25 protein-coding genes are annotated in these 26,480 nt (G+C 69.6%); 7 read left to right on the top strand and 18 right to left on the bottom strand.

Going from position 1 to position 26,480, the window contains the following annotated elements:
• Window positions 1–3: 3 nt before the first annotated feature.
• Entirely contained in the window at window positions 4–2,010 is a 2,007-nt protein-coding gene (locus MHN84_RS19420; RefSeq protein ID WP_241206134.1) for a primary-amine oxidase, read from the bottom strand.
• Between the two features lie 39 nt (window positions 2,011–2,049).
• Window positions 2,050–3,564: a carboxylesterase/lipase family protein gene (locus MHN84_RS19415; protein ID WP_241206133.1), complete on the bottom strand. Its 1,515-nt coding sequence runs from the start codon at window positions 3,562–3,564 to the stop codon at window positions 2,050–2,052.
• Between the two features lie 73 nt (window positions 3,565–3,637).
• Here MHN84_RS19415 and MHN84_RS19410 point away from each other — a divergent pair, with 73 nt between their 5' ends.
• A complete protein-coding gene (locus MHN84_RS19410; RefSeq protein WP_241206132.1) occupies window positions 3,638–4,318 on the top strand; it encodes a hypothetical protein in 681 nt (226 codons plus the stop codon).
• A 4-nt stretch (window positions 4,319–4,322) separates the two neighbouring features.
• On the opposite strand, the gene MHN84_RS19405 is transcribed toward MHN84_RS19410, so the two are convergent.
• Both MHN84_RS19405 and MHN84_RS19400 read right to left on the bottom strand, forming a co-directional pair.
• On the bottom strand, window positions 4,323–4,901 hold the full coding sequence (locus MHN84_RS19405) for a hypothetical protein (protein ID WP_241206131.1): 579 nt from the start codon (window positions 4,899–4,901) through the stop codon (window positions 4,323–4,325).
• Between the two features lie 18 nt (window positions 4,902–4,919).
• Complete coding sequence (locus tag MHN84_RS19400; protein ID WP_241206179.1) at window positions 4,920–5,225, bottom strand: hypothetical protein; 306 nt, start codon at window positions 5,223–5,225, stop codon at window positions 4,920–4,922.
• Between the two features lie 177 nt (window positions 5,226–5,402).
• On the opposite strand from MHN84_RS19400, the gene rbpA reads away from it, so the two are divergent.
• Window positions 5,403–5,738, top strand: coding sequence for an RNA polymerase-binding protein RbpA (rbpA, locus tag MHN84_RS19395; RefSeq protein ID WP_046365694.1), 336 nt, complete (start codon window positions 5,403–5,405; stop codon window positions 5,736–5,738).
• Here rbpA and MHN84_RS19390 read toward each other — a convergent pair whose 3' ends face one another.
• The 11 genes from MHN84_RS19390 to MHN84_RS19340 form a co-directional block, all read right to left on the bottom strand.
• Window positions 5,739–6,536, bottom strand: coding sequence for a polyprenol monophosphomannose synthase (locus MHN84_RS19390; protein WP_241206130.1), 798 nt, complete (start codon window positions 6,534–6,536; stop codon window positions 5,739–5,741).
• Window positions 6,533–8,230: an apolipoprotein N-acyltransferase gene (lnt, locus tag MHN84_RS19385; RefSeq protein WP_241206129.1), complete on the bottom strand. Its 1,698-nt coding sequence runs from the start codon at window positions 8,228–8,230 to the stop codon at window positions 6,533–6,535. Before lnt ends, MHN84_RS19390 begins: the two co-directional genes overlap by 4 nt.
• Complete coding sequence (locus MHN84_RS19380) at window positions 8,223–9,761, bottom strand: amidohydrolase (protein WP_241206178.1); 1,539 nt, start codon at window positions 9,759–9,761, stop codon at window positions 8,223–8,225. The genes lnt and MHN84_RS19380 overlap by 8 nt, the downstream gene beginning before the upstream one ends.
• A gap of 44 nt (window positions 9,762–9,805) precedes the next feature.
• Window positions 9,806–10,315: an FxsA family protein gene (locus tag MHN84_RS19375; protein WP_241206128.1), complete on the bottom strand. Its 510-nt coding sequence runs from the start codon at window positions 10,313–10,315 to the stop codon at window positions 9,806–9,808.
• A gap of 33 nt (window positions 10,316–10,348) precedes the next feature.
• Window positions 10,349–10,744, bottom strand: a complete 396-nt coding sequence (locus MHN84_RS19370; RefSeq protein WP_241206127.1) for a PPOX class F420-dependent oxidoreductase — start codon at window positions 10,742–10,744, stop codon at window positions 10,349–10,351.
• Between the two features lie 3 nt (window positions 10,745–10,747).
• Window positions 10,748–11,128, bottom strand: a complete 381-nt coding sequence (locus MHN84_RS19365) for a PPOX class F420-dependent oxidoreductase (protein WP_241206126.1) — start codon at window positions 11,126–11,128, stop codon at window positions 10,748–10,750.
• Between the two features lie 18 nt (window positions 11,129–11,146).
• Window positions 11,147–14,725, bottom strand: a complete 3,579-nt coding sequence (gene cobN / locus MHN84_RS19360; RefSeq protein ID WP_241206125.1) for a cobaltochelatase subunit CobN — start codon at window positions 14,723–14,725, stop codon at window positions 11,147–11,149.
• Between the two features lie 319 nt (window positions 14,726–15,044).
• Complete coding sequence (locus MHN84_RS19355; RefSeq protein ID WP_241206124.1) at window positions 15,045–16,022, bottom strand: glycine betaine ABC transporter substrate-binding protein; 978 nt, start codon at window positions 16,020–16,022, stop codon at window positions 15,045–15,047.
• The gene (locus tag MHN84_RS19350; protein ID WP_241206123.1) at window positions 16,019–16,789 is read right to left on the bottom strand and encodes an ABC transporter permease; all 771 of its coding nucleotides are present in this window, start codon (window positions 16,787–16,789) and stop codon (window positions 16,019–16,021) included. Before MHN84_RS19350 ends, MHN84_RS19355 begins: the two co-directional genes overlap by 4 nt.
• A complete protein-coding gene (locus MHN84_RS19345) occupies window positions 16,786–17,961 on the bottom strand; it encodes an ABC transporter ATP-binding protein (protein WP_241206122.1) in 1,176 nt (391 codons plus the stop codon). The genes MHN84_RS19350 and MHN84_RS19345 overlap by 4 nt, the downstream gene beginning before the upstream one ends.
• Window positions 17,958–18,560, bottom strand: coding sequence for an ABC transporter permease (locus MHN84_RS19340; RefSeq protein WP_241206177.1), 603 nt, complete (start codon window positions 18,558–18,560; stop codon window positions 17,958–17,960). The genes MHN84_RS19345 and MHN84_RS19340 overlap by 4 nt, the downstream gene beginning before the upstream one ends.
• A gap of 241 nt (window positions 18,561–18,801) precedes the next feature.
• On the opposite strand from MHN84_RS19340, the gene MHN84_RS19335 reads away from it, so the two are divergent.
• Window positions 18,802–19,716, top strand: coding sequence for a TauD/TfdA family dioxygenase (locus MHN84_RS19335; protein WP_241206121.1), 915 nt, complete (start codon window positions 18,802–18,804; stop codon window positions 19,714–19,716).
• 5 nt (window positions 19,717–19,721) lie between these two features.
• On the opposite strand, the gene MHN84_RS19330 is transcribed toward MHN84_RS19335, so the two are convergent.
• Window positions 19,722–19,991 (bottom strand): hypothetical protein, encoded by a 270-nt coding sequence (locus tag MHN84_RS19330; RefSeq protein ID WP_241206120.1) that lies wholly within the window; start codon window positions 19,989–19,991, stop codon window positions 19,722–19,724.
• A gap of 174 nt (window positions 19,992–20,165) precedes the next feature.
• Between MHN84_RS19330 and cobG the strand changes: the two genes are divergently transcribed.
• From cobG to MHN84_RS19310, 4 genes are read left to right on the top strand one after another with little or no spacing between them, the layout of a single operon-like run.
• A complete protein-coding gene (gene cobG, locus MHN84_RS19325; RefSeq protein ID WP_241206119.1) occupies window positions 20,166–21,320 on the top strand; it encodes a precorrin-3B synthase in 1,155 nt (384 codons plus the stop codon).
• Window positions 21,321–21,329: 9 nt separating this feature from the next.
• Window positions 21,330–21,956, top strand: a complete 627-nt coding sequence (locus MHN84_RS19320) for a precorrin-8X methylmutase (RefSeq protein WP_241206118.1) — start codon at window positions 21,330–21,332, stop codon at window positions 21,954–21,956.
• Window positions 21,957–21,963: 7 nt separating this feature from the next.
• The gene (locus MHN84_RS19315; RefSeq protein WP_241206117.1) at window positions 21,964–23,466 is read left to right on the top strand and encodes a precorrin-2 C(20)-methyltransferase; all 1,503 of its coding nucleotides are present in this window, start codon (window positions 21,964–21,966) and stop codon (window positions 23,464–23,466) included.
• Between the two features lie 16 nt (window positions 23,467–23,482).
• The gene (locus tag MHN84_RS19310) at window positions 23,483–24,562 is read left to right on the top strand and encodes a phosphotransferase (protein ID WP_241206116.1); all 1,080 of its coding nucleotides are present in this window, start codon (window positions 23,483–23,485) and stop codon (window positions 24,560–24,562) included.
• Here the strand turns inward: MHN84_RS19310 and cbiE are convergent.
• Both cbiE and MHN84_RS19300 read right to left on the bottom strand, forming a co-directional pair.
• The gene (cbiE, locus tag MHN84_RS19305) at window positions 24,525–25,712 is read right to left on the bottom strand and encodes a precorrin-6y C5,15-methyltransferase (decarboxylating) subunit CbiE (RefSeq protein ID WP_241206115.1); all 1,188 of its coding nucleotides are present in this window, start codon (window positions 25,710–25,712) and stop codon (window positions 24,525–24,527) included. The two genes, MHN84_RS19310 and cbiE, sit on opposite strands and share 38 nt — an antisense overlap.
• Window positions 25,709–26,479 carry an SDR family NAD(P)-dependent oxidoreductase gene (locus tag MHN84_RS19300; protein WP_241206114.1) on the bottom strand — a complete coding sequence of 257 codons (771 nt, stop codon included), beginning with the start codon at window positions 26,477–26,479 and terminating at the stop codon, window positions 25,709–25,711. The genes cbiE and MHN84_RS19300 overlap by 4 nt, the downstream gene beginning before the upstream one ends.
• Window position 26,480: the final 1 nt, after the last annotated feature.

Genomic DNA, 26,480 nt, shown 5'->3' with positions numbered 1-26,480 from the left:
GGCTCAGTGGTGCGCGCTGGTGCTCAAGGTGTGACACGCCTGCGGCGGGGTGTCGACGACGTCGAGTGCGGGATTGCGGTCGAAGAAGCCGAAGGGTTTGAGCCAGAACGACACGATGTCGGCCGGCATCACCGGCCAGTCCTCGGGCCGGGTGATGTGGTGGATGCCGAACACGTACCAGAGCACCACATCGGTGTTCTCGATGGGCCGATCGGCCGCGGTCCAGTGCGTCAACCCCGTGTCGCGGACCGACTGGTTCACGAATTCGCCTGCGGGCCAACGCTCATCGGGTCGATTCGGGGTGACCCACAGGGTGTGGGCGATGACCCCGGCGCGCTGCAGCACCGGCGAGGCGGGATCGAACATCGGTGGAATGGCTCCGGTGGGGACCAGCTTGTAGGCGGGGTGGGCGCCGATACCGGTGACCACGTTGGGGTTGACCACTTTCCAGGCGCGCTGCGTGGCGAAATCGACATCCTGGCGGGCCTCGCCCTCGGTGCGCAGTGGCACGTTGCGCGTCACCAGTGACAAGCCGTACGGATTGTCCGGGCCGATCGGCTCGGCGGCGGACTCACTCATGACGACCGTGTTGTCCGTGCCGTCGACGTCCATGTCGAGACGCGCCACCAGAAAATGTTGATGGAACGGCGCATAGGTGCGTTCGTCGACGATCGTGCCGTTCGGACTGGGGGCGCCCGGGGGCAGGGGCGTGGTCACCATGATGCCGGTCGCGCGGACTTCGCACTCGATGTTGCCGTCCTGGTAGAGGCGCCAGTACACGAGGTACTCGTAGTTGGCGACGGTGACGTGGAACGACAGCGTGAGTCGGCGCATGCGGCGTACCTCGGCACCGATGTCGTGGTCCACGTGCTTCCACAGCACGGCGTTGTCCTCTTCGTGCAGGCAGATCGCGTTGGTGATCCGATACGGCTCGCCGGCGCTGTCGTGCAGCACGGCGTCGAGATAGCGGATCTCCCCCAGACAGTCGCAGCCGAGCTCCAGAGACGTCGTCATGAAGCCGAGGCCCCACTCCCCGATGTCGAAAGCGGTGCGCCGGTAGTGGTCCGGTGACGGATCGCGGTAGGGCACCACCATCTCTGCGAACGACATCCGGTGAGCGATGGACCGGTAGCGGTCGCCGTCGCGGTACCGGACGGTGTGCAGCGTCATGCCCTCGCGGTGGTTGAAACCCACTCGCAGCGACCAGTTCTGCCACGTCACCAGGTTGCCGTCGATCGAGAACGACGGTCCCTCGGGCTGCGTGATGTGCAACGGCTTGAGCTGTTCCCTGCGGCTGCGACCCAGCACGCCGTCGGGGATGTGACGGGGCACGTACTCCCCCATGACCTCCGGCGGTGTCGCCCCGCCGGCCGGTGAGAACGGTCCCACGTCTTCGACGCGCAACAGCTCCATTGCATTGAGGTCGATCACGCAGTGCAGACCACTGAGCATCCGCGCATACGGGTTGGCACCCGGTGCGCCCTTGACCCAGCTGTCCGACCAGCCGATGCGCCGGTCGCGGAACTCGGGCGGCGCGACCGCCTCACTGTAGGTCCAGGTGTCGAAGAACACGAGGTCGATGTCGGTGATTCCACGACCGCGCAGCGCGGCGATGACATCGGGATGGCTGCGCAGAAGCCGGTCGCACTCGGTGAATTCGTCCACGGTGAAGTTGGCCTGAACGCCGGGCACGTGTTCGAAGGACTCCACGCGATCGTCGGTCAGCGAGACCACGCTCTTGTAGGTGGCGTTCGTGCTGCGGTCGAAGCACACCACCGACGCGCGCCGCGTAAGTCGCGTTCCGCCCGCGTCGAAGTCGGCGAGCTCGGCCTTCGACGGCTCGATCAGCTCGATCGAGGCGAACCGCCAGCCCCTGCGCTGCCCCGGCTCACCCGCGGGCGTCGTCCGGACATCGCGGTCGCGTCGCAACACCGTGGCGACCGCGCGGAACTCGGCCTCATCGAGTGGATCGAGCGGATGGGCAGTGGATGGGGGCGGCGCATCAGACACCCGTTAACGCAACCACACACCGCAGCGGCGAGCACGCGATTACGCGAACTCGAACGTCCTCCACACCTCTCGCCGCTCCGCGTGCGGATCGTGCTCGACCCGACGGCGCCTGTCGAGCACCATCACCGCCCGTTCGTCGTGGTCGTACTGCGGCCAGTCCTCGCCGGGCATTCCGTCGACCGCGAAGGTCAGCCAACGCCTCTGGATGTCGTCGCTCACTTTGCCGGCAGCGCGCGAATCGAGTCCGGCTGCCAGCAGCTTCCCGTATCGGGACCGGTAGACGTCGAACACCGCGAGCAACTCCATCGCGTGCGTGGCGCCCAGCCCCGTCAGATGCAGCGCCCGCGTCGCGTAGTCGTAGCGGTACACATACGTCGGGGCGTGTCGGCTGTGCGCTTCGGCGATCTGCCACATCGCGGAGGCGAAGATGAAATCGCCGCCGAGCCGAACACACGCCGCCGGCTTCGGATACTCGGGGTAGGCAGCCAGAATGCGTTCCCGCACACCGGGTTCCGCCTGAGAGAGCAGGCGTTCGATGGCCGGCTCGGTGGTCGGCAACAGTTTGAGGAAGCGGGTGAACAGCCGGCCTTCGTCGGCGTTCGTCCCCACGATCAGCGGGACGCGGTGCGCGCTACCGTCGGCCATCGCGTCGGCGGGGTTGGTCGGCAGGTACTCGGTACCGTAGGTGGGTCCGATCGCGAAGGCGCCCAACATCTCACGCTGCCCCTCGACGATGAGTCGCTCCAACGCCGTCACCAGATCCGCCGGCCGGGTGCGTATCAGCACCTCGGCGGCGTCGGACCCCGTTGCCCCGAGGGAGCGCGCGAACCGCTCTGCGTACTGCTCGGCGATATCGGCGCCGCGGGTCATGCCGCTGCTGGGACTCTGCGCGATCGCACGGGCGAACAAGCCCGCAGCGTCCGGGGTGGCCAGCAGCGTCGCGACTGCGTGGGCGCCTGCGCTCTCCCCGAAGATCGTCACGTTGTCCGGGTCGCCACCGAACGCGGCGACGTTGTCGCGGACCCAGCGCAACGCCATCACCAGATCCCGCAGGAAGAGGTTGTCATCGATCGGGTGCTCGGGGGTAGACAGCGACGACAACTCGAGACAGCCCAGCGCCCCGAGACGGTAGTTCACCGACACATAGACGCACCCGCGCCGCGCCAGCGCGGCACCGTCGTAGATGGGCGTCGCCGAGCTGCCGAGCAGGTAACCGCCACCGTGGATGAACACCATCACCGGCAGTGTCCCGCTCTGGGGTCTGGTGTGCGGCTCGGCCGGCGCCACCACGTTGAGCGTCAGGCAGTCCTCGCTCATCGGCTGGTACTTGCCAGGCCGCAGCAGTGTGTATATGCGCTGCTGCGGTGCGCAGGCGCCGAACCCGTGACAGTGCCGCACGCCGGACCACGGCTGAACCGCAACGGGTGCGCGGAATCGCAGCGGGCCCACGGGCGGCTTGGCGTAGGGGATCGACCGCCAGCGGTGAACGCCGTCGCGGGTGAATCCTTCGACGACGCCGGATGCGGTTCTGACCCGCACGGTGTGCTCGTGCATCTTCCCGACGGTAGCGAACATGCGCCCGGCACGCCGCGCCGACCGTGTCGTGTCGGGCGGCTAGCCTGGCGTCATGCGCATGGCCGGCCTGCTCGCGGTGGCGACCCTGGTGGCCGGCTGCGCATCGTCGACCGACGGCCGGCCGGAGTCGGCAGCACCCGAACCGCCCCGGCAAACGGCCACGACCAGCACCGCCGCCGCGCCGTCGACCACCCAGGCCGCGGCTGCGCCGAGCCAGAGCGCCACGATCGACCAGGTGATCGCGTTCGTCGAAGAGGCCGCTGCGGCGGACGCCGCCACCTTCCATGTCGCGTTCCGCGACGGTGTCACCACCCGCCTGGGCGACGACATCGCCTTCACCGCTCCATCGGGGGCACCGTCGGGCAACACCCAGTGCATGACCACCGCGGACAGCTTGACGTGTCTGCTGGACCTGACCGCCCCACCCCCGCCTCCCGCGGACGCCGAGGGAATGTGGAAGGCGGGCTGGGTGGTGTTCCCGGGTGCTGACCTGCGCGTCGGTGCGCTGCGCGGTGATCCGGGGCCGTTCATCGCCGGATCAGGGGCGGAACTGCCGACCGGTCGCGCGCTGAGCATCGGCGATACGCGCTGCCGTAGCGCCGACGCAGGCCTGTTCTGCGTGAACTATGCGCACCGGTCCGCCGTGCGGATCAGCGCGGACGGTGTGGTGCCGTTCGGCTGCCTGCAGCCCGTGGCGCCACCACCGGGCGTCGGGGCCGCGTACCGCTGCTGACCACTCACAGGTGCTGCTGCCGCGCCTTCTCGCGAACCCTGCCGGGGTACGCCTGGGTCATGCCGACGGCCCCGACGATCACCACCACCGGAATGACCGCCTTGGTGAGATGCACAGTCGCCGGCGCGGTGGCGGCGAGGTAGCCCAGCACTGCGATCAACGCGAACACCAGCGCCCACATCAGGGTCAGGACCTGATTGGTGCGGCGGAACGCCATCTGCTCCCAGTCCTGCCGGAGCGCCGACGCCGGCGCGTACTGGGCGGTGAAGGGTTCGAACGCCAGGGAGCCCAGCGACATCACCGCGAGCACTCCGCTGGACAGGGTGGTGGCGTAGGTGTCCATCCAGTCGCGATCCTGGGCACCGACGACCAGGCCGACCACGGTCACGCCGGCAAAGAACACGACGGTGACGATGTCGAGCATCCGCACCCCGGCGACGCCGGCCGACACGCCGAGGATCAGAGTGGCGAGCACCGCGCAGACGGCGCCGAACAGCCACGTGCTCGGGCCGTCGGCCACCACCCAGTAGATGATCCACGGGACGAACCCGACGAACGGGCTGCGCTCGAACCAATCGTCCATCGACGTGTCAGGCGCAGCTCAGCGCCACCCGTCGGCCGCGCGCGCCGCGCGCATCACCGCGTCACACAGTTCCCGGAGTTCGCTCGGCTCGGCGCCCTCCTCGAGGGCGGTCGCCATGTCCTCGGCCGCGCATCGCACCTCATAGACCCGGTCGGACAGCACCGAGGCCTCCTCGGCACTCAGCACGACCGCGTCTTCGGCCACCGCGGACCCCTTGACCAGGGCACGCTGTTCATAGGCCCGCTGCCGGCAGGACTGCCGGCAGTACTGGCGCCGTCTCCCCAGCCCCGCGTCGGCCACTTCGCGGCCACACCACCGACACATCTGAGGACGTGTACGGGATCTGCGAGGAGGAGCCAGCCGGTCCGGGGAGGCGGTCACGCGCCGACTCTAAACCGAGGAATACTCGGATCCCGGTATCATCGAGGGCCGAGTCGGGAACTCCGTTGATCAGATCTGCGTTGAATACCCCGGACCACATGCGCTGAAGAGGAGTTGACGATGGCTGATCGCGTCTTGAGGGGCAGCCGCCTCGGAGCTGTGAGCTACGAGACTGACCGCAATCACGACCTGGCGCCGCGTCAGGTCGCCCGCTACCGCACCGACAACGGCGAGGAATTCGACGTTCCATTCGCCGACGATGCCGAGATCCCCGGTACCTGGCTGTGCCGCAACGGCATGGAGGGCACGCTCATCGAAGGTGATGTGCCCGAGCCCAAGAAGGTCAAGCCGCCCCGCACCCACTGGGACATGCTGCTGGAGCGCCGCTCGGTCGAAGAGCTCGAGGAACTGCTCAAGGAGCGCCTCGACATCATCAAGACCCGCCGCAGGGGCTGATCAGCGGGCGGTGCCCCGGGCCCGGTCCAACCGGGCCCGGATGCCCCACTGTGCGACTTTGAGGATGGCTTCGCGGATTGTCGAGCCGTCCATCTTCGAGACCCCGTGCTCGCGTTCGGTGAACGTGATCGGCACCTCGACGACTGTGAACCCGGCGTTGATCGAACGCCAGGTCAGGTCTACCTGGAACCCGTAGCCCTTCGAATCGACGGCGGCCAGGTCGATCTTCTCGAGCACCTCACGTCGGTACGCGCGGTAGCCCGCGGTGATGTCGTGGATGTCCACCCCCAGCAGGATGCGCGAATACCCGTTGGCCGTCTTGGACAGAACCATCCGGCGGCGCGGCCAGTTCCGCACCTCCCCACCGTCGACATAGCGCGAGCCGATCGCAAGATCCGCGCCGCGATCGACGGCGTCGAGCAGCCGGTACAGCTGCTCGGGGGCATGGCTGCCATCGGCGTCCATCTCCACCAGCACGGTGTACTGCCTGCTCAGCCCCCACGCGAAACCGGCGAGGTACGCCGCGCCGAGACCGTCTTTGGAGGTGCGGTGCATGACGTGGACGCGGTCGGGATCGGACAGCGCGAGTTCGTCGGCCAGCGCGCCGGTGCCGTCGGGGCTACCGTCGTCGACGACCAACACGTGCACCTGCGGCGCAGCCTTGGTGACCCGGCCGATGATCTTGAGCAGGTTGTCGCGCTCGTTGTAGGTCGGGATGATCACGAGGGTGCGTGCGCTGGGCTTCGCCGCGGCTTCCGGGCCGACTTCCTGGCCACCGGGGCTGCCGGGGACGCTCATGTGGCTCCTTTGCCGTTCTCGGACGTCGACCGCCGACGCCTCAATCTTGCTGGCACGAAGAATCCATTGTGCAGCATGGCCGCCACGATCCCCGCACCGCCGATGGCCACCAGCACCGCCTCGACGTAGGGACCGAACCGGGTCGCCGGGGTCAGCGACGTCCGCAGCCGGATCTGTTGATCCAGGTAGGCAGGCTCGAAGAACTGCGTGCGCGCCAGCTCGCGACCTGCCGGGGAGATCACCGCGCTGATCCCGACGGTCCCGGAGACGACGACGTAGCGATCGTGCTCGACCGCTCGCAACCGGGCGAACGCGAGTTGCTGTTCGCTCATCGCCTCGTCGAAGGTCGCGTTGTTGCTGGGGACGGCGAGCAGCTGGGCGCCACTGCGGACGGCTTCGCGGGCGGCGCGGTCGAAGATCACTTCCCAGCACGTGGTGACACCGACGGGGATGCCCGCGGCCCGCACCACGCCGTCACCGTGGCCGGGCACGAAGTAGCCGGCCCGGTCGGCATACGACGAGAGCTTGCTGAAGAAGCCGCGCCACGGCAGATACTCGCCGAACGGCTGGATGATCTGCTTGTCGTGGCGGTCGGCGGGCCCGGTGTCGGGGTCCCAGACGATCACCGAGTTCGTCGACACCGGGTTGTCACGGCGGTAGCCGGGGGCGGCGAGCACGCCGCCCACGAGGATCGGCGCCCGAATCGCTGCAGCGGCCGCGGAGATCTCCTTGGCGGCGTCGGCGTTGGCCAACGGATCGATGTCCGAGGAGTTCTCCGGCCAGACCACCACCATGGGCTGCGGTGCCCGGCCCGCCCGCACGTCGTCGGCGAGGCGCAACGTCTCCTTGACGTGGTTGTCGAGCACCGCACGCCGCTGGGCGTTGAACTCCAGCCCCAGCCGCGGCACGTTGCCCTGCACGACGGCGACGGTGACCGGCGGTTCGTCGCCGACGCCGGCACCGGCCTTGCGCACATGCGGCCAGGCCAGCGCGGCGGTGAGCAGCACGATGGCCACGCACAGTCCCGGCAACACCACGGCCGGCGGTGCCGCGGCGCGTGCGGCGCGATCGCTGCGCCACCACCTGATCACCTCGATCGTCATCGCCGCGACACCGAAGCCGACCAGCACGACACCGAAAGAGACCAGCGGGGCCCCGCCGAAGTAGGCCAGCGGCAACGCCGGACTCTGGGTTTGCGAGTAGCCGACGACACCCCACGGGAATCCGCCGAACGGCACCGTCGATTTCAGCCACTCCTGCGCCGACCACAGGCCGGCGAACCACAGCGGCCAGCCGGGCACCCTGCGAACGAGGACCGCGACGAGCCCGAACAGCGCCGGGAACAGCGCCTCGACGGCGCTGAGCGCGAGCCACGGCACCGGGCCCACGAGTCCACTGATCCAGGGCAGCAGAGGGATGTAGAACGCGAGCCCGAACAGCAGCCCGTAACCGAATCCGCCCTTGGTCGTCGTCGACCGCGTGGTCAGCACCCAGCCCAGCGCGGCAAAGGAGGCGATGGCGGCGAACCACCAGCCGAACGGCGGGAAACTCAGGCACAGCATCAGCCCACCCAGTAGGGCGGCCGTCAACTGCGGCAGCCGGTCCACCACGGCCCGACCGATCCGCTGTCGTCGCGACAGGGGCTGGGCGGTGACGGGTTCGGCTTCGGGTTCGCGTTCGGTGGCCTCAGCCATGGAGGATCGCGCCTCGATGCACCGTCTGCCGGCACCGCGGGGCATCACCGTCGAGACGGGGCAGCACCGGGACTCGAGAGCGAGGGTCGGTCGACCAGCGCTGCACCGCATCGGCGGGGGCGCTGACGTCGAACTCGTCGGCGTCCCACACGGCGTAGGAGGCGGGCGCACCCGGCACGAGCGTGCCCGTCACACCGTCGCGGACGCCGCCGGCGCGCCAGGCTCCCCGGGTGGCGGCCGCGAAGGCGGCGCGGGCCGACACGGCGCTGCCTGCGCTGCGATGCGAGGTTGCCGCGCGCACCGCAGACCACGGATCCATGTCGGTCACCGGGGCGTCGGAACCGAAGGCAAGGGGCACGCCTTGGGATGCTAACAGCGCGAAATTGTTCATCCCCGACGCGCGCGTCGGCCCGACACGCTGGGCATACATGCCGCGCGGACCGCCCCACAGCGCGTCGAAGGCGGGCTGCATGCTCGCGATCACACCCCAGCGGCCGAGCAGGGCGGCCTGCTCCTCGGTGACCATCTCGAGGTGTTCGAGGCGGTGCCCGCAACGGGCGACGGCCACGCTGCCGAGCTCGTCGACAACGAAACCCAGCGCGTCCACGACCGCGGTGACCGCGGCATCGCCGATGACGTGGAAGCCGGCGGTGAGGCCTGCCTCGGTGCAGGCCATCAGGTGCGCGACGATCGCGTCACCGCTGAGATAGGCGGTGCCGTGCGGCGTCGCGCACCCTGGCGCCGCGTCGGCGTACGGCTCGTGCAGCCACGCCGTGCGCGAGCCGAGGGCCCCGTCGACGAACAGGTCACCGGCCAGTCCATGCGCGCCCGTCTCGGCGATCAGTGCGCGGGCTGCGTCGGCCGAGCCGACCGCCTCACCCCAGTAGCCGACGACGTCCACGCCGTGCTCCACCGCGCGCAGTTCCCGCCAATCCTCGAGACCGCCGATCTCGGGCCCGGCACATTCGTGGACGGCGACGACGCCACGCGACGCCGCGAGGTCGAGCGCGGCCCGGCGAGCCTCGTCACGTTGGGCGACGGTCAGGTGGTCGCGGGCGACGCGGCGCACCCGGTGGTGATCGTCGGCCGTCAGGGGGCCGTGTCCCGCGACACCCGCGGCGCGCTGCAGCGCCGTCGAGGCGAGCGCGGAGTGCACATCCACCCGGGCCAGATAGGCCATTCGGCCCGGTCCCACGGCGGCGTCGACGTCCTCGACGGTCGGAGGGGCCTGTTCGGGCCAGCCCGATTCGTCCCATCCGTGCGCCCACAGCACCCCGTCGGGATGCGCGCGGGCATGGGCGGCGACCAGGTCCATGCAGTGGTGACGCGAGGTCGCCGTGCGCAGGTCGAGGCCCGTCAGACTCAGGCCGGTGGCCGTGACGTGCACATGGCTGTCGACGAAGGCCGGTGCGACGAACCCGCCGGCGAGGTCGACGATCTCCGCGTCCGGGAACTGTGCCCGGCCGACGGCGTCACTGCCCAGCCAGGCGATCACCCCGTTTCGGACGGCCATGGCGGTCGCGTCGGGCATGGCAGGGCTGTGGATGCGCCCACCCAGCAGGAGACGGGTGGCGTTCACTCCGGCAGACGACGCGGTTCGGCCTGGGGTTCGGGGGTGGCGGCGGGAGCATCGACGACTTCGATGACCTCGCCGTCGATGTAGTCACCTCGAGACGGTCGGTGCGCGAACCGCCGTGCGCCGAACCCCGAGGCCGTACCCGCGCCGACGATCAGCGGCGCCCGCCGGGCGGCCATCGCGGTGACGACGGGACGCGCGACTGCGCGGGTGGGGGGAAGCAACAGGAGTGCGCCGACGACGGAACTGGCCAGCCCGGGAATCACGACGAGCACCGTACCGAGCGCCATCAGAGCGCTGTCGGTGACCACCCCGGCGGCGTTGTCCGCGGTGAGCCCGGATTGCAGACGGCGCAGGTGGCGGCGCAGCTGGGACCCGGCCAGCGCGAGGCCGAGCAGGAACGTGCCCGCGACCGCCAGCAAGGTCGCGCCGAAGCCGATCGTCGCGGTCAGCGCGACCAGCACGGCCATCTCGACCACCACGTAGAGCGCGAAGAGCCTCATCGCCATGTCCGGTCAACGTCCGGGGCGCGCGTTCGGTTCCTAGCTGCCGGCAGGTGGGGCGGTCACCTCGATGGCGGCGTGCACCTTGTCGATACCGCCGCGCAGGATCGCCTGGGGGATGAAGTACCAGGCGTGGTTCCAGTAGCGCTTGATGATGAGGGTGAACACCCGGCGCGTCTCGGATTTGGGCAGCATCCGGGCGACACCCTCGACGGGCTCACCTTTGACCTTGCCGAGCACGCCGCACTTCTGGATCGTCACGCGCGGAGTGTTGTTGATCCGCTTGGTCTTCCACGACCCGTCGTCGGTGATGATCAACAGCTTGTCCCCGTCGGGAACACCCCACACCGGAGTGGGCTTCGGTTTGCCGTCCTTGGTGAAGGTGGTCAGCAGCAGGTACTTCTCGCGGTAGACGTCGGCGAAGGTGGGTGCCATCGGTCAGCTCGCCGCCAACTCGATGGTGACGTTCTTGTCCATGCCGCCGCGCAGCTTGGAGAAGACGTTGAACACCTTGCCGATCAGGCCGTACCGCTTGCCCAGCGCGTCGTAGGTCGCGGCGTTGGCGGACTTGTCGAGGATCCGCGCAGTGGCTTCCACCGCCTCGCCCTTGGGCTTGCCGCCTCGGTCACACGGGGCGATGGTCACCCGGGAGGTGTTCCGGATGCGCTTGACCTTCCACGACTTCTCCTGGGTGATGGCGATCAGCTTGTCCCCCGCCGGCGCCGCCCAGATCGCGGTCGGCTTCGGCCTACCGTCCTTGGTGAACGTCGTGAGCAGGATGTACTCGGACTTGGCGACCTCGGCGAACGTCACGGGCATGGCACAAATGTAGCGGGATCAGCCCTCGAGATCGCCCTCGGTCTCCAGCAGCACCTGCCGGAGACCGTCGAGGGTCGCCTGCTCAGGAGCAGCCCACATGCCACGCCCGGCCGCCTCCAGCAGGCGTTCGGCCATCCCGTGCAACGCCCACGGGTTGGACTCGTTCATGAACTTGCGGTTCTCGTCATCGAGGACGTAGCTCGCCGACAGCTGTTCGTACATCCAGTCCGCCATCACACCCGCGGTGGCGTCGTAGCCGAACAGATAGTCCACCGTCGCGGCCATCTCGAACGCACCCTTGTACCCGTGCCGGCGCATCGCGGTCATCCAACGCGGATTGACGACGCGGGCCCGGAACACGCGCGTGGTCTCCTCCGACAGGGTGCGGGTGCGTACCGCGTCCGGTCGGGTGTTGTCTCCGATGTAGGCCGCCGGCGCGGTACCGGTCAGCGCGCGCACCGTCGCGACCATGCCGCCGTGATACTGGAAGTAGTCGTCGGAGTCGGCGATGTCGTGCTCACGGGTGTCGGTGTTCTTCGCGGCCACGGCGATCCGGCGGTAGGCCCGGTTCATGTCGTCGGTGGCCGGGGCGCCGTCGAGGCCCCGACCGTAGGCGAAGCCGCCCCACGCGGTGTAGACGGCGGCCAGGTCGGCATCGTCGCGCCAGTTGCGACTGTCGATGAGCTGGAGCAGGCCGGCGCCGTAGGTTCCCGGCTTGGAGCCGAAAATCCTTGTCGTCGCTCGTCGTTCGTCACCGTGCTCGGCGAGGTCACCCTGCGCGTGCGCACGCACGAGATTGTCCTCGTCGGACTCGTCGAGACCGGCGACGAGTCGTACCGCGTCGTCGAGCATCGCGACCACATGCGGGAAGGCATCCCGGAAGAACCCGGAGATCCGCACGGTCACGTCGATGCGGGGCCGGCCCAGCTCGGCCAGCGGGATGGCCTCGAGATCGACCACCCGGCGCGACGCCTCGTCCCAGATGGGACGGACCCCGAGCAACGCGAGCACCTCGGCGATGTCGTCACCGGCGGTGCGCATGGCCGACGTGCCCCACACCGAGAGGCCCACCGATTCCGGCCAGCGTCCGTGATCGGCCCGGTACCGCTCGAGGAGCGAATCCGCCATCGCGACACCGGTTTCCCAGGCCAGCCGGGACGGCACCGCCTTCGGATCCACCGAATAGAAGTTGCGTCCGGTCGGCAACACGTTGACCAGTCCGCGCAAGGGTGATCCCGACGGGCCCGACGGGATGAAGTGGCCGTCGAGCGCCCGCAGCACCTGGTCGATCTCCCCGGCGGTCTGCCTCAGCCGCGGCACCACCTCCACGGCCGCGAACCGCAGGATCGCCGCGACCGCGGAGTCGTCGGTCAGAGAGTCGACGACATCGGCGTTCCAGCCACTGTCCTGCAGGGCCGCAACGAGTTCCCGCGCCCTGGTTTCGGCCTCGTCGACTGCCGCGCGGTCGTCATGGCCGTCCTCGGCCAGCCCGAGAGCCTGGCGCAGCCCGGGCACGGTCTGCTCGCCGCCGAAGAGCTGCCGTGCCCGCAGGATCGCCAACACCAGGTCGAGTTCGCTCTCGTCTGCAGGTCGTTGGCCGAGGATGTGCAGACCGTCGCGGATCTGCACGTCCTTGATCTCGCACAGCCATCCGTCGACGTGCAGCAGCATGTCGTCGAAGGAGTCCTCGTCGGGGCGGTCCTCGAGCCCGAGATCGTGGTCCATCTTGGCCGCCCGCATCAGCGTCCAGATCTGCTGACGGATCGCCGGGAGCTTGCCCGGGTCGAGCGCGGAGATCGTGGAGTGCTCGTCGAGGAGCTGTTCCAGACGGGCGATGTCACCGTAGGTCTCGGCACGCGCCATCGGCGGGATCAGGTGGTCGATCAGCGTCGCGTGGGCTCGTCGCTTGGCCTGGGTGCCCTCCCCGGGGTCGTTCACGAGGAAGGGGTAGACGAGCGGGAGGTCTCCCAGCGCGGCGTCGGTGCCGCACGATGACGACATGCCCAGCGTCTTGCCCGGCAGCCACTCGAGATTGCCGTGCTTGCCGAGGTGCACGACGACGTCCGCGCGAAAACTGTTGCCGAACGCCCCGTCCAGCCACCGGTAGGCGGCCAGGTAGTGGTGACTGGGCGGTAGGTCCGGGTCGTGGTAGATGGCCACCGGGTTCTCGCCGAACCCGCGGGGCGGCTGCACCATGATCACGACATTGCCGGATTGCATTGCGGCGATGACTATTTCACCGTCGGGGTCGCGGCTGCGGTCGACGAACAACTCTCCCGGTGGCGGGCCCCAGTGTTCGACCACCGCGTCGGCGAGCTCGCGGGGCAGCGTGGCGAACCAGGCCCGGTAGTCCTTCGCCGACACCCGGATCGGGTTGCCGGCCAGCTGCGTCTCGGTCAACCAGTCGGGGTCCTGGCCGCCGCGTTCGATCAGCGCGTGGATCAGCGCGTCCCCGTCGCCTGCGTCGAGGCCAGGAACCTCACCGATGTCGTAGCCCGCCGCGCGCATCGCGCCCAGCAACGCGATCGCGCTCGCCGGAGTGTCCAGACCGACTGCGTTGCCGATGCGGGCATGCTTGGTCGGGTAGGCGGAGAACACCAGGCCGACCCGTTTCTCGGCGGGACCGATCGATCGCAGCCGGGCGTGCCGCACGGCCAAACCCGCTACTCTGGCGCACCTTTCGGGATCGGCGACATAGGTGATGAGCCCCTCGTCGTCGATCTCCTTGAACGAGAACGGAACCGTGATGATCCGGCCGTCGAATTCGGGAACGGCGACCTGGGTGGCCACGTCGAGCGGCGACATCCCGTCGTCGTTGGCGTCCCACTGGGCGCGCGACGACGTCAGGCACAGGCCCTGCAGAATCGGGACGTCAAGGGCGGCAAGGTGAGCCACGTTCCAGGTGTCGTCGGCCCCGCCTGCCGTCACCGCCGCCGGAGTCGCGCCACCGGCCGCGAGCACGGTGGTGATCATGGCGTCGGCGGTGCCGAGCAGTTCGATGAGTTCGGGCTCCGGGGTACGCAGCGAGGCGCAGAACACCGGAAGCGGCACTCCCCCGGCGGAGTCGATGGCCTCACACAGCGCCTCGATGTAGGCGGTGTTGCCCGCCAGCTGCTGCGCCCGATAGAACAGCACCGCGACGACGGGCCCGTCGGTTCGGCCGGCGGGACGCTCCAGAACACCCCAGGCCGGCGTGCTCGCAGGCTCGGCGAAGCCGACGCCCGTCATCAGCAACGTGTCGGACAGGAAGGCGTGCAGGTTCGCGAGATTGTCGACGCCGCCCTGCGCCAGATACACGTGCGCCTGCAGTGCGACCCCGGCCGGCGTGGTCGAACGGTTCATCAGGTCGGCGTCGGGCGCCTGCTCGCCGCTGACGACCACGGTCGGCACGCCGCTGGCGACCACCGCGTCGATACCGTCCTCCCACGCGCGGTAACCGCCGAGGATCCGCACTACCGCGACGTCGGCGGCGGCCAGCAGCTCCTCGAGCTCACCGTCGACCAGCCGCGACGGATTGGCCCACCGGTAGCGCGCACCCGAGGCGCGGGCGGTGATCAGATCGGTGTCCGAGGTGGACAGCAGCAGAACGGTCGTCACCCCCCATTCGTACCGGACGAGGGAGAGCTCCGTGACCTCGGCGTCGCCGACGGAACCGAATGAGGGACCTACCGGCCGTCGAGCGTCAGCGGTTCCAGCGGCCGTACCAGGTCTGCCGGTAGGGCGTTCCCGCGGCGATGATGAGCCCGGCGACCACGATGGCGAATCCGATGAGTGCGAACATCGTCGTTCCTTTCCCGCGACCCCGTCGATCACGGGGCGCTCTGAGGCCAGACGGTACCGCCGGTACCGGGTTCTGCGCGGAAATGGTGCGGGACAGAACTATGCCCGGAATTTTGTGACCGTTGTCACACCGTGCTCAGTCCACGGTCACGAAGCCCCGCGACACCATCCAGTCGCGCGCGACCACGCTGGGATCGCGGCCCTCCACGTCGACCTGCTTGTTCAGATCGGTTATCACCTCGTTGGTGATCGCCGCGGTGACCGGCGCGGTCACGTCCGCGATCTCGGGATGGGCCTCGAAGAAGCTGCGCTTCATCGTCACCGACGGGTTGTAGTGCGCGAAGAACTGCTTGTCGTCGACCAGCACGGTGAGGTCCAGCGCGGCGATCCGCCCGTCGGTGGTGAAGACCTCGCCGAAATCGCACTGCGTGCCCTCGGCGGTGGCCTGGTAGATGATGCCGACCTGCAGGATCGGCGTGATCGCCCGGGCCGGGTCGAAGCCGTACGCCGTCGCCATGCCGGGGAATCCGTCTTGACGGGCGCGGAACTCGGTGTCGACGCACGTGCGCGCCGCAGCCGGGTCACGCTTGACCAGTGCGGCGTAATCGGACAGTGTGCGCACGCCGGTGCGCTCCACGGTGCGGGCGCTCGCGGCCAGCGCATAGGTGTCGTCCATCGGCCCGGGCTCCAGCCACACCATGTCGTTGCGGGCGAGATCCTCGTCGCGCACCGCCTCGTACTGCTCACGCGTGTCGGGCAGCGGCTTCTCGTGGCCGAGGTAGTTGATCCACGCGTTGCCGGTGAACTCGTAGGCGACGTCGACCTGGCCGGACAGCTGCGCACCGCGAGTACTGCGACTGCCCACGATGCCGGTCAGATCGCGCACCTGCGCACCTGCCGCCGCGAGGGTGTACTCGAGGATGTAGCCCAGGATGACCTGCTCGGTGTACTCCTTGGAGCCGACCGTGATCTCCACGCCCTCCAGACCGGGCGTCGGCTGGATCGAACCCGGCTCCACCTTCAGCGGTACCGCGCTGCCCGACCCCAGCCCACAACCGGTCGTCACCAGCAGGACCACGGCGGCGAGCGCGGCCAACCGCCCGCGGCCGTTCACCGCAGACCCTTGGGGCCGACGAAGAACTCGGCGAGCCCGCCGAGCCAGTCCACCAACAGCGCAAGGCACACCGCCAGCACGCTGCCCAGAATCAGCGTCACGTTGTCCTGCAGCTTGTAACCGGTGTCGATGAGGATGCCGAGGCCGCCGGCGTTGACCAGAAACGACAGGGTGGCCGTGCCGACGGCCAGGACCAGCGAGGTCCGCAGCCCGGCCAGGATGAACGGCACCGCCAGCGGGAGTTCGACGCGTGCCAGCAGCGCGGTACGCGACATCCCTTGTCCGAGGCCGGCGTCGATCATGGAACGGTCCACCCGGTCGATACCCAGGATCGTGCTCGACAGCACCGGCAGCAGCGAATACAGCGCGATCGGCAGCACGCCGATCCAGAAGCCGGTGCGGGCGGTCAGCAGGAACAGCAGTACCAGCAGACCGATCGCGGGAGCCGCCTGACCCACATTGGCGATGCCGATGACCAACGGCCGCAACAGTTTTGCGCCCGGCCGCGTGACCAGGACACCGAGCGGGACGCCGATCAGCACGACGATCGCGGTGACCGCTGCGGTGATCAGCAGGTGCTGCCAGATCAGCGTCGCGACGTTGCCGGGGTTGATGTTCTCCTGCTGAGTGGCGGTCAGATCGCGATCGAAGGCCCAGAACACCACGGCCGCTGCGACGATGACGACCAGCACGGGCTGGACGAACAGCCGCAACCGCTCCGCGGCGGTGCGCGCCGGTGCGCTCTGGGCGGTGTCGGCCGAGGTCACGAGGGGCCGTCCGCCTCGTTCTCGGTGTCCGCGCTGTCCTCCGCGTCGCGACGAAGCCGGGTGATGGTGCCGATCAGCGTGTCGAGGGTGACCACTCCCTCGTATCGGCCACCGGGTCCCGTCACCACCGCCGACGCGTGCTGCTCGGCCAGGATGGCCTCCAGAGCGTCTTCCAGCGTCGCCTGGGTGCTGACGACATCCAGGTGTTCTGCGACGTCGGAGAGTGACTCCGCATGCTTGAGCCGGTCGGCACGCACCCAGCTGACCGGACGCTCGCGACCGTCGAGAACCACCACCCAGTCGCACTCGCTGCCCGCGAGCGTCGCGCGCACCTGGTCGATCGCGTCGTCGTGGTGCACCGAGGGACGCGATTCCAGGGCGACGTCTCCGACACGCAGCAGTCCGAGCTGCCGCAGGGACGCCCCGGAGCCGACGAAGCCGGCCACGGTCTCGTCCGCGGGATTGGCGAGGATGTTCTGCGGGGTGTCGTACTGCAGCACGGCGGACTGCGGGCCCAACACCGCGATGCGGTCGCCGAGTTTGACCGCCTCCCCGAAATCGTGGGTGACGAACACGATGGTCTTGTGCAAGTCGTCTTGTAGGCGCAGCAACTCGTCCTGCAGCGTGCTGCGCGTGATCGGGTCCACCGCGCCGAACGGTTCATCCATCAACAGCACCGGAGGGTCGGCCGCCAGAGCGCGCGCGACACCCACCCGCTGCTGCTGCCCGCCGGACAACTGGCGTGGATAGCGGTCGGCATACTGGCCGGGTTCCAGGTCGACCATGTCGAGCAGTTCGTCGACCCGGTCGTCGATGCGCTGACGATCCCACTTCAGCAGGCCCGGAACCAGCCCGACGTTCTGCCGAATCGTCATGTGCGGGAACAAGCCGGCCTGCTGGATCGCATATCCGATGGACCGGCGCAACTCCGTCGGCTTGATCGACAGCGCGTCGTCGTCGCCGATCAGGATGCGTCCGGACGTCGGCTCGCTGAGCCGGTTGATCATGCGCATCGTGGTCGTCTTGCCGCATCCCGAGGGGCCGACGAACACGACGATCTCGCCGGCCGGGATGTCGAGTGAGACGTCGTCGACGGCGGGTTCGTCGGCGCCGGGATAGACCTTGGATACGTGGTCCAGCTCGATCCGAACTCCGGTGACATCGGTTGTCATCGAACACCTTTCGATGTGGTCAGGCGCCCGACGAGGACCAGCAGGGCGTCGAGCGCGAGTGCGAGGATCACGATGAGCAGCGTCGCCGTCAGCGCCATCGGCAGAGCGGTGGGGCTGCCGACACGGGCCAGCCCCGCAAAGATCAGGTTGCCGAGCCCCGGACCCTTCACATACGCCGCGATGGCGAGCACGCCCATCGACATCTGCGTGCTCAACCGCATGGCCGACACGATCGCCGGCCACACGAGCCGCAATTCGACGCGCGTCAGTGTGCCCAGCCGGCTCATCCCGATGCCGCGCGCCGCGTCGGTCAACGCGGGATCGACGGCGTTGAGGCCGACGATCGTGTTGCGGATGATCGGCAGCAGCGAGTACAGCACCAGGGCCGCCACGCTGGGAATGACGCCCAGCCCGAACAGCGGGATCAGCAGACCGAGCAGAGCGAACGCCGGGACGGTGAGGATGACGCTCGACGTCGCCGTCGCGAGATTTGCCGCCAGGCCGTTGCGGTAGGTCAGCACCCCGATCGCCACGCCGATGACAGTCGCGATGAGCACGCTCTGCACGACGGCGCTGACGTGCTGATACGAGTCGAACATCAGCTGCTCGTAATGCGTGGACACGTACCCCCACACCGTCGTGTTGGAGGTCACCGTCTCACACCCACCGCTCTCTCGATTGCGCGCGCCTTTGCTGGCGCGCATCGCGCCCGTAGGGGTCGCGTTACCCCATCTCGATGGCGGTGAAACGGCACGGGTTGAACTCCCGGTGAATCGAACCCTGGGCGAGCGGCCGGGTCAGGGAGCAGAGTCGCGCGAGAAGACGCGAGGAGGCAGGTCGATGGTTCATGTGGTCAAGCTGGGCGCGGTGATCGGCGCACGCATCGAGGGCGTGGACCTGTCCCGCGGCGTCGACGCCGCCACGGCCGCGCACATCAACGAAGCCCTCCTCGAACACAAGGTGATCTTCTTCCGGAACCAGCACGATCTCGACGACGAGGGCCAGCTGGCGTTCGCACGCACCCTCGGGACCCCCACCACCGCGCATCCGACCGTGACATCGCGGGGCACCACCGTGCTGCCGATCGACTCGCGCTACGACAAGGCCAACAGCTGGCACACCGACGTCACGTTCGTCGATCGCATCCCCAAGGCGTCACTGCTGCGCGCCGTCACGCTGCCGCCCTACGGCGGGAGCACCACCTGGGCGTCGACCGAGGCAGCGTACGACCAGCTCCCCGAGCCACTGCGCGCACTCGCCGAGAATCTGTGGGCCGTGCACACCAACACCTACGACTACGCCCGCGACATCGACGGCCGGCGAGAAGCGCTGGCCGACACCGAACGTCAGTATCGCGAGGAATTCGTCTCCGACTACTACGAAACCGAACACCCGGTGGTCCGGATTCACCCCGAGACCGGGCGACGGGTCCTGCTGCTGGGTAACTTCGTCGCGGGCTTCGTCGGCCTCGGACGCGCCGAATCAGCGGCGTTGTTCGACCTGTTCCAGGCGCGCGTCACGAAGCTGGAGCACACCGTGCGGTGGAATTGGGAGCCCGGCGATGTCGCCGTCTGGGACAACCGTGCCACTCAGCACTACGCCGTCGCCGACTACGACAACCAGTTCAGACGGCTCAGCAGGGTGACGCTGGCCGGTGACGTCCCCGTCGACGTGCACGGGAGGCGCAGCCGCGTCATCGCCGGCGACGCGTCCGGTTACTCCGACATCGTCGTGCCGGTGCGGCTGGCCAGCTGAGCAGTTCAGAGTCGGTCCATCATCCGCGCCATCATCGCGTCCTCGATGAAACTGGGCCGACGGGTGTGGTTTCGCTGCGGACGCGGCCGGCGTCGGGTGGAGAACACGGCGCGCCAGCGGGATCGGCGTTGCGAGATACGCACCGCCGGCGCGGCGAGAGCTGCCGCCGACGACAGCAGCACCTCGCGTTCGGTGATGAGCACCTCAGGCTCGGCCAGCACGCCGGGCTCACGGTCGGGCTCACGGATGTGTGCGTCAAGGGCCAGTTCGGTCATGGTGGTTCACTCCTGGAATCCTGCGAGTCCGCCGCGCGGCCCCGTCATGAACGAAAGCTAGGTCCCGCGCCGATCATGATCACGGGTAGCGGAGTACTCGAATCCGGCCGTCGGCGAGGCGGATCCCACCTGCACGCGGCGCGGCGACTACCTGGCGCCGCGTACCGTGGTCGGATGGCCAGACTCCGGGACACCGACGCCTGTCCCGGCGCGCTGCAGACCCACCGGGCCGCCGACGGCGACCTCGCTCGCGTCCGGCTGCCGGCAGGCATGCTGAGCGCCGCGCAGATGGAGGCGATCGCCACTGCGGCGCTCGATCTCGCCGCGCCGGCCCTGGAGCTCACCTCCCGGGGCAACATCCAGATCCGCGGTATCCGCGACGCCGAAGAGCTCGCCCGGCGGCTCACCGGAGCCGGCTTGTTGCCGGCGCCGAACCGGGAGAAGATCCGCAACATCGTCGCGTCGCCGCTGTCGGGACGCCAGGGCGGCGTGCTCGATGTCCGCGCGATGGTCGAGGCGCTCGACGCGGCACTGCAGACCGACCCCGCGCTGGCCGACCTGCCGGGGCGCTTTCTGTTCGGCATCGACGACGGCCGCGGCGACATCGCCGGCCTCGGCGCCGATGCCGCGGTGTGTGCCGTCGACGGGGACACCGTGGCGCTCGTGCTGTCCGGCGCCGACACCGGCGTGCGGGTGCCTGCAGGTGAGGCTGTCAAGAGTCTGCTGGCCGTCGCCCGCCGGTTCGTCGAGGTGCGCGGAAAGGCCTGGCGGATCAAGGAATTGACTGCACCCGAGGTCGTCCTCGGCGCCCTGACGCCGACGGCGCCGGCTGGCCGGACGTGGCCCGTCCGCACCCGGCCCCCGGTCGGCTGGCTCCCCCAGGACGACGGCCGGATCGCACTCGGCGCGGCCGTGCCGCTCGGCGTGCTCGACGCCGAGCGGGCCCGCTATCTGGCCGCGGTGGACGCACCCCTGATCATCACCCCCTGGCGATCGGTGGTGATCGCCGATCTCGACGACGGGGTCGCCGACGCGGCGCTGCGGGTGCTCGCCCCGCTGGGTTTCGTGTTCGACGAGAACTCGCCGTGGCTGTCCGTGTCGGCGTGCACCGGACGTCCGGGCTGCACCCACGCGCTGGCCGACGTCCGCGCCGACGCCGCCGCTTCCCTCGACGACGCCGCTTATTTCGACGACGCCGCTTTCGAGGACCGAGACCCGGCACGGCACCGGCACTTCGTCGGCTGCGACCGCGCGTGCGGCAGCCCCGCCGATGCGGACGTGCTGATCGCGACCGGAGACGGCTACCGGCCGCGGCCGGCCCACCCGTAGGGTGATCGCGTGCTCGACTACATCCGCGATGCCGGGGAGATCTACCGGCAGTCGTTCGCGACGATCCGTGCCGAGTCCGATCTGTCCGGGTTCCCCTCCGACGTCGCGCGGGTCGTGGTGCGGCTGATCCACACCTGCGGTCAGACCGACGTGCCCGACCATGTCGCCTACACCCCCGACGTCGTCGTCCGTGCCTACGAGGCGCTGGCTGCCGGCGCCCCGATCCTGTGCGACTCGTCCATGGTGGCCGCAGGCATCACCCGCTCCCGGCTGCCCGCCGACAACGAGGTGGTCTCGCTGGTCGCCGACGAGCGGGCACCGGCGTTCGCGGCGCAGCACGCGACCACCCGCTCGGCGGCGGCGATCGACCTGTGGGCCGAGCGGCTGCCCGGCGCGGTGATGGCCATCGGCAACGCGCCCACCGCCCTGTTCCGGCTCCTCGAACTCGTCGACGGGGGCATCGCGCCGCCGGCGGCGGTGCTCGGCGGCCCGGTCGGCTTCGTCGGGTCCGCGCAGTCGAAGCAGGAGCTCATCGACGATCCTCGAGGCATGTCCTATCTGGTGGTGACCGGCCGCCGCGGCGGAAGCGCGATGGCCGCCGCTGCGGTCAACGCGATAGCGACGACCATCGAATGAGCGAACGATGACTGCGCGCGGCACACTCTGGGGAGTCGGCCTGGGACCGGGCGATCCCGAACTGGTCACGGTCAAGGCGGCGCGGGTCATCGGCGCCTCCGACGTGGTGGCCTATCACAGCGCCCGGCACGGCCGCAGCATCGCGCGCGGCATCGCCGAGCCGTACCTGCGGGCCGGGCAGATCGAGGAACACCTCGTCTATCCGGTCACCACCGAGACCTCAGAGCACCCCGGCGGCTATGCGGGGGCGATGGAGGACTTCTACCGCGAGGCGGCCGCCCGCATCGCCGCACACCTCGACGCCGGGCGTGACGTCGCGCTGCTGGCCGAGGGCGACCCGCTGTTCTACAGCTCGTACATGCACATGCACACGCGGCTCACGCAGCGCTTCGACGCCGTGATCGTGCCGGGGGTCACGTCGGTCAGCGCCGCATCGGCGGCGGTGTCGACACCGCTGGTCCAGGGCGACCAGGTGCTGACGATCCTTCCCGGCACGATGCCGACCGCCGAGCTCGAACGCCGCCTCGCCGACACCGACGCGGCCATCATCATGAAGCTCGGACGCTCGTATCCCGCTGTGCGCCAAGCACTCTCGGCTGCCGGCCGACTCCAGGACACCTATTACGTTGAGCGGGCCAGCACCTCGCGACAACGCGTGCTCCCGGCCGCCGACGTCGAGGACGGGTCGGTGCCCTATTTCGCTCTGACCATGCTTCCCGGGCCGATGCAGGACCCGGATGCGCCCAGCGCCGCCGCCGCATCGGTCACCGGGTCCGTCACGGTCGTCGGGCTGGGGCCCGGCGACGCGGCGTGGATGACCCCGCAGAGCCGGCGCGAGCTCGCCGCCGCCACCGACCTCATCGGCTACGGGCCGTATCTGGACCGCGTCGGGGTGCGCGACGGCCAGCGCCGGCATCCGAGCGACAACACCGACGAGCCGGCCCGCGCCCGCCTGGCCTGCTCGCTGGCCGAACAGGGCCGCTCGGTGGCCGTGGTGTCCTCCGGAGACCCCGGGGTGTTCGCGATGGCCACCGCGGTGCTCGAAGAGGCCAAGCAGTGGCCCGGCGTCGACGTACGGGTGATCCCGGCGATGACGGCCGCGCAGGCGGTGGCCAGCCGGGTCGGGGCCCCACTCGGACACGATTACGCAGTGATCTCGTTGTCGGACCGACTGAAGCCATGGGACGTCATCGCGGCGCGGCTGGAGGCGGCCGCTCGTTCCGACATGGTGCTGGCCATCTACAACCCGGCATCGAAGACGCGCACCTGGCAGGTCGGCGCGATGCGCGACCTGATGCTGGAACATCGCGACGCCGGCACACCAGTGGTCATCGGCCGCGACGTCGCCGGGCCGACCGAGACGGTGCGGGTCGTGCGCCTGGCCGATCTCGATCCCGCCGATGTCGACATGCGGTGCCTGCTGATCGTGGGATCGTCACAGACGCAGTGGTATTCGGCCGAACCGGGCACCGACCGGGTGTTCACCCCGCGGCAGTATCCCTCGCACTGACGAGAAAGGCACGCCCGTGACCATCCCGCGCACGCCGGCCGACATCACCGCGACGTGGTTGAGCTCGGTGCTGGGCACCGCCGTCAGCGAGACCGTGGTGACCCCGATCGGTACCGGACAGACCGGCGCCACCTACCGGGTGACCGCCACCTACGCCGGTCCGACGACCGCGCCGGCGACATTCGCGGTCAAGCTGCCCGCGCAGGACGACGCCGTACGCGAGCGGGTGGCACTGGGCTACAAGTCGGAGGTCGAGTTCTACGCCGCGGTCAGCGCCCATGTCGACGTCCCGGTGCCGGCCTGTCTGCACAGCGACATCTCTTCGGACGGAACGGATTTCGTCCTCATTTTGGCCGACATGGCGCCAGCCGTTCAGGGGGACCAGCTCGCCGGGTGCACGGCGGAGGAAGCGGCGCTGGCCGTCGATGCGCTCGCGGGTCTGCACGGCCCGAGCTGGTGTCAGCGGCGCTGGTATGACCTGAGCTCGATCATCATGCCCAAGCCGGGCGACGACGCCGCGGCCGCCGGTATGGGCGAGGTGTCGGCGATGGCCGCCACCATCACCCTGGACCGCCTCGGCGAGAGGATCAGCGACACGGACCGCGAGACGCTCGCGACGTCGATGAGCCTGGTGACGCCGTGGTTGTCGGCGGAGCCGGGCCGGTTCGCCCTGCTGCACGGCGACTACCGGCTCGACAACCTGCTGTTCGACCCGCACCGCACACAGGTCACCGTGGTGGACTGGCAGACCGTCGGGCTCGGACTGCCCGCGCGCGACCTCGCGTACTTCACCGCGACCAGCCTGGCACCGGGCACCCGCGCGCAGGTCGAACGCGACCTGGTGACTCGCTACCACACCGCGCTGTGCCGGTACGGCATCACCGACTATGACCTCGAAACCTGTTGGCAGGACTATCGTCTGGGCGCGCTGCAAGCACCGTTCCTGACGGCGCTGGGGTTCGCGTTCTCCACCTCCACCGACCGGGGTGACGAGATGATCCTGGCCATGCTGAGCCGGGGCTGCCGGGCGGTGCGTGAACTCGGCACGATCGAGCTGATCAGGTCGTACGAGGTTTCGTCACCGACCACTGCGTGACCGGCATCGCCGGGCGCCAGCCCGTGAACGCACCGACGGCTTCGCCGCGGTAGTGCTGATACTTCGACAGCACTCCCCCGTGCCGCGAATACCAGTGCACGAGAACCGCTTCCGATTCGGCCGTCACGACGTTGGCGACGAGCCGACCGCCGGCGGGCAACCGCTCCCAACATGCTTCGAGGAGGCCGGGCGCGGTGACGCCGCCGCCGACGAAGATCGCCGCGGGCGTCGGCGCCTGCGTCAGCGACTCGGGGGCGCCACCGCGGACGTCCAGCGCCACACCGAATGTTCGAGCATTGTCGGCGATCCGGCGGCGCCGCTCGTCATCGCGTTCGAAGGCCACTGCGCTACAGCCTGATCCGGTGCGACACCACTCGATCGCGATGCTGCCGGAGCCCGCTCCGACATCCCAGAGCAGCTCTCCCGGCCGCGGCGCCAGCGCCGCCAGCGTGACCGCGCGCATCGACTGCTTGGTGAGCTGCCCGTCGTGGGAGAACAGATCGTCGGACAGCACCGCGGACACCCGCTCGTCCGGCAGATAGCGCACCGCGACGACGTTGAGGTCGTCGACGTCACCCGGTGGGCGCGCAGCCCATTCCCGTGCCGTCGACGACCGGCGCAGCTCTCGCGGGCCGCCGAGTTGCTCGAGGATCGTCACCTCCGAATCGCCGCGGCCCGTCGCGGCCAGCAGCCGCGCCAACTCGACGGGGCTCGTCCGGTCCCGGGACAACACCACGGCCTGGCCCCCGCGCCGGATCGCGCTGACCGGTTCGGCGGTGACCAGGCTGATCACCTCGGTGTCCTGTACCGACCACCCGACCCGGGAGCACGCCAGCGTCACCGAGGACACGTGGGGCAGCACCGCGACCCGGTCCGCGCCGTGCGCACGGATCAGTGTGCTGCCGATGCCGTGCAGCAGGGGGTCACCGCTGGCGATCACATGGACGTCACCGTCCACCCCGTCGAGCAGCGTGTCGATCGCGGGCAGCAGCGGGCTCGGCCATGGCCGCCGCACCGCCCGCACGCTGTCATCGAGTAGCGCCAGCTGACGCTGCGAGCCGTGAATGACGGTGGCCCTTGCCAATTCGGCACGCGCCGGCGGCGCGAGGCCGGCCATCCCGTCGGCGCCGATCCCGACGACGACGATCATCTGGGCAACCTCCGCCACACCGGCCGCGGGGTGACGCGAAACGCTGCCGCGAGCGCGACGAGCGTGGCAGGGACCCACACCACGCTGCGACCTCGCCGCAGTGCCGCCACGGTGGCGTCGGCGACCTGCGCGGGGGTGCTGGACAGCGGCGCGGGCGTCATGCCCTCGGTCATCCGGCCGATCACGAAACCTGGCCGCACCAGCAGCAGTCGCACACCGGTGCCGTGCAGCGCGTCGGTCAACCCGCTGCAGAATGCGTCGAGCCCGGCCTTGGCCGAGCCGTACACGTAGTTCGCCCGCCGCGCCCGCACCCCGGCGACCGACGAGAACGCGACCAGAGTCCCGCGGCCCGCGACCCGCATCGTCTCCGCGAGCACCGTCAGCAGGCTGACCTGCGCGACGTAGTCGGTGTGCACGATCGCAGCGGCATGTGCGGCATCACGCTCGGCCCTGGCCTGATCGCCGAGGATGCCGAACGCCAGTACGGCGGTGCCGATCGCCCCGTGACGCGCCACGATGTCGGCGACGAGTCCGCGGTGCGAGCCGAGGTCGTCGGCGTCGAAGTCGCATGTGTGCACCGCGCGGGCGCCCGCGCCGAGCAGCGTGGCGGTCTCGGCCTCAAGATCGTCGGGTCGGCGCGCGGCCAGCACGACGGTCGCGCCGCGGGCCAGTCGCCGCGCCACCTCGACGCCGATCTCGCTGCGGCCCCCGAACACCACGACCAGATCGGTGTCTGCCGCCTCGGCCCGCTCAGCCGTGTCATTCATG

This window comes from Mycobacterium sp. PSTR-4-N, assembly GCF_022348085.1.
GTDB lineage: Bacteria > Actinomycetota > Actinomycetes > Mycobacteriales > Mycobacteriaceae > Mycobacterium.
This window is presented reverse-complemented; position numbering and strand designations above follow the sequence as displayed.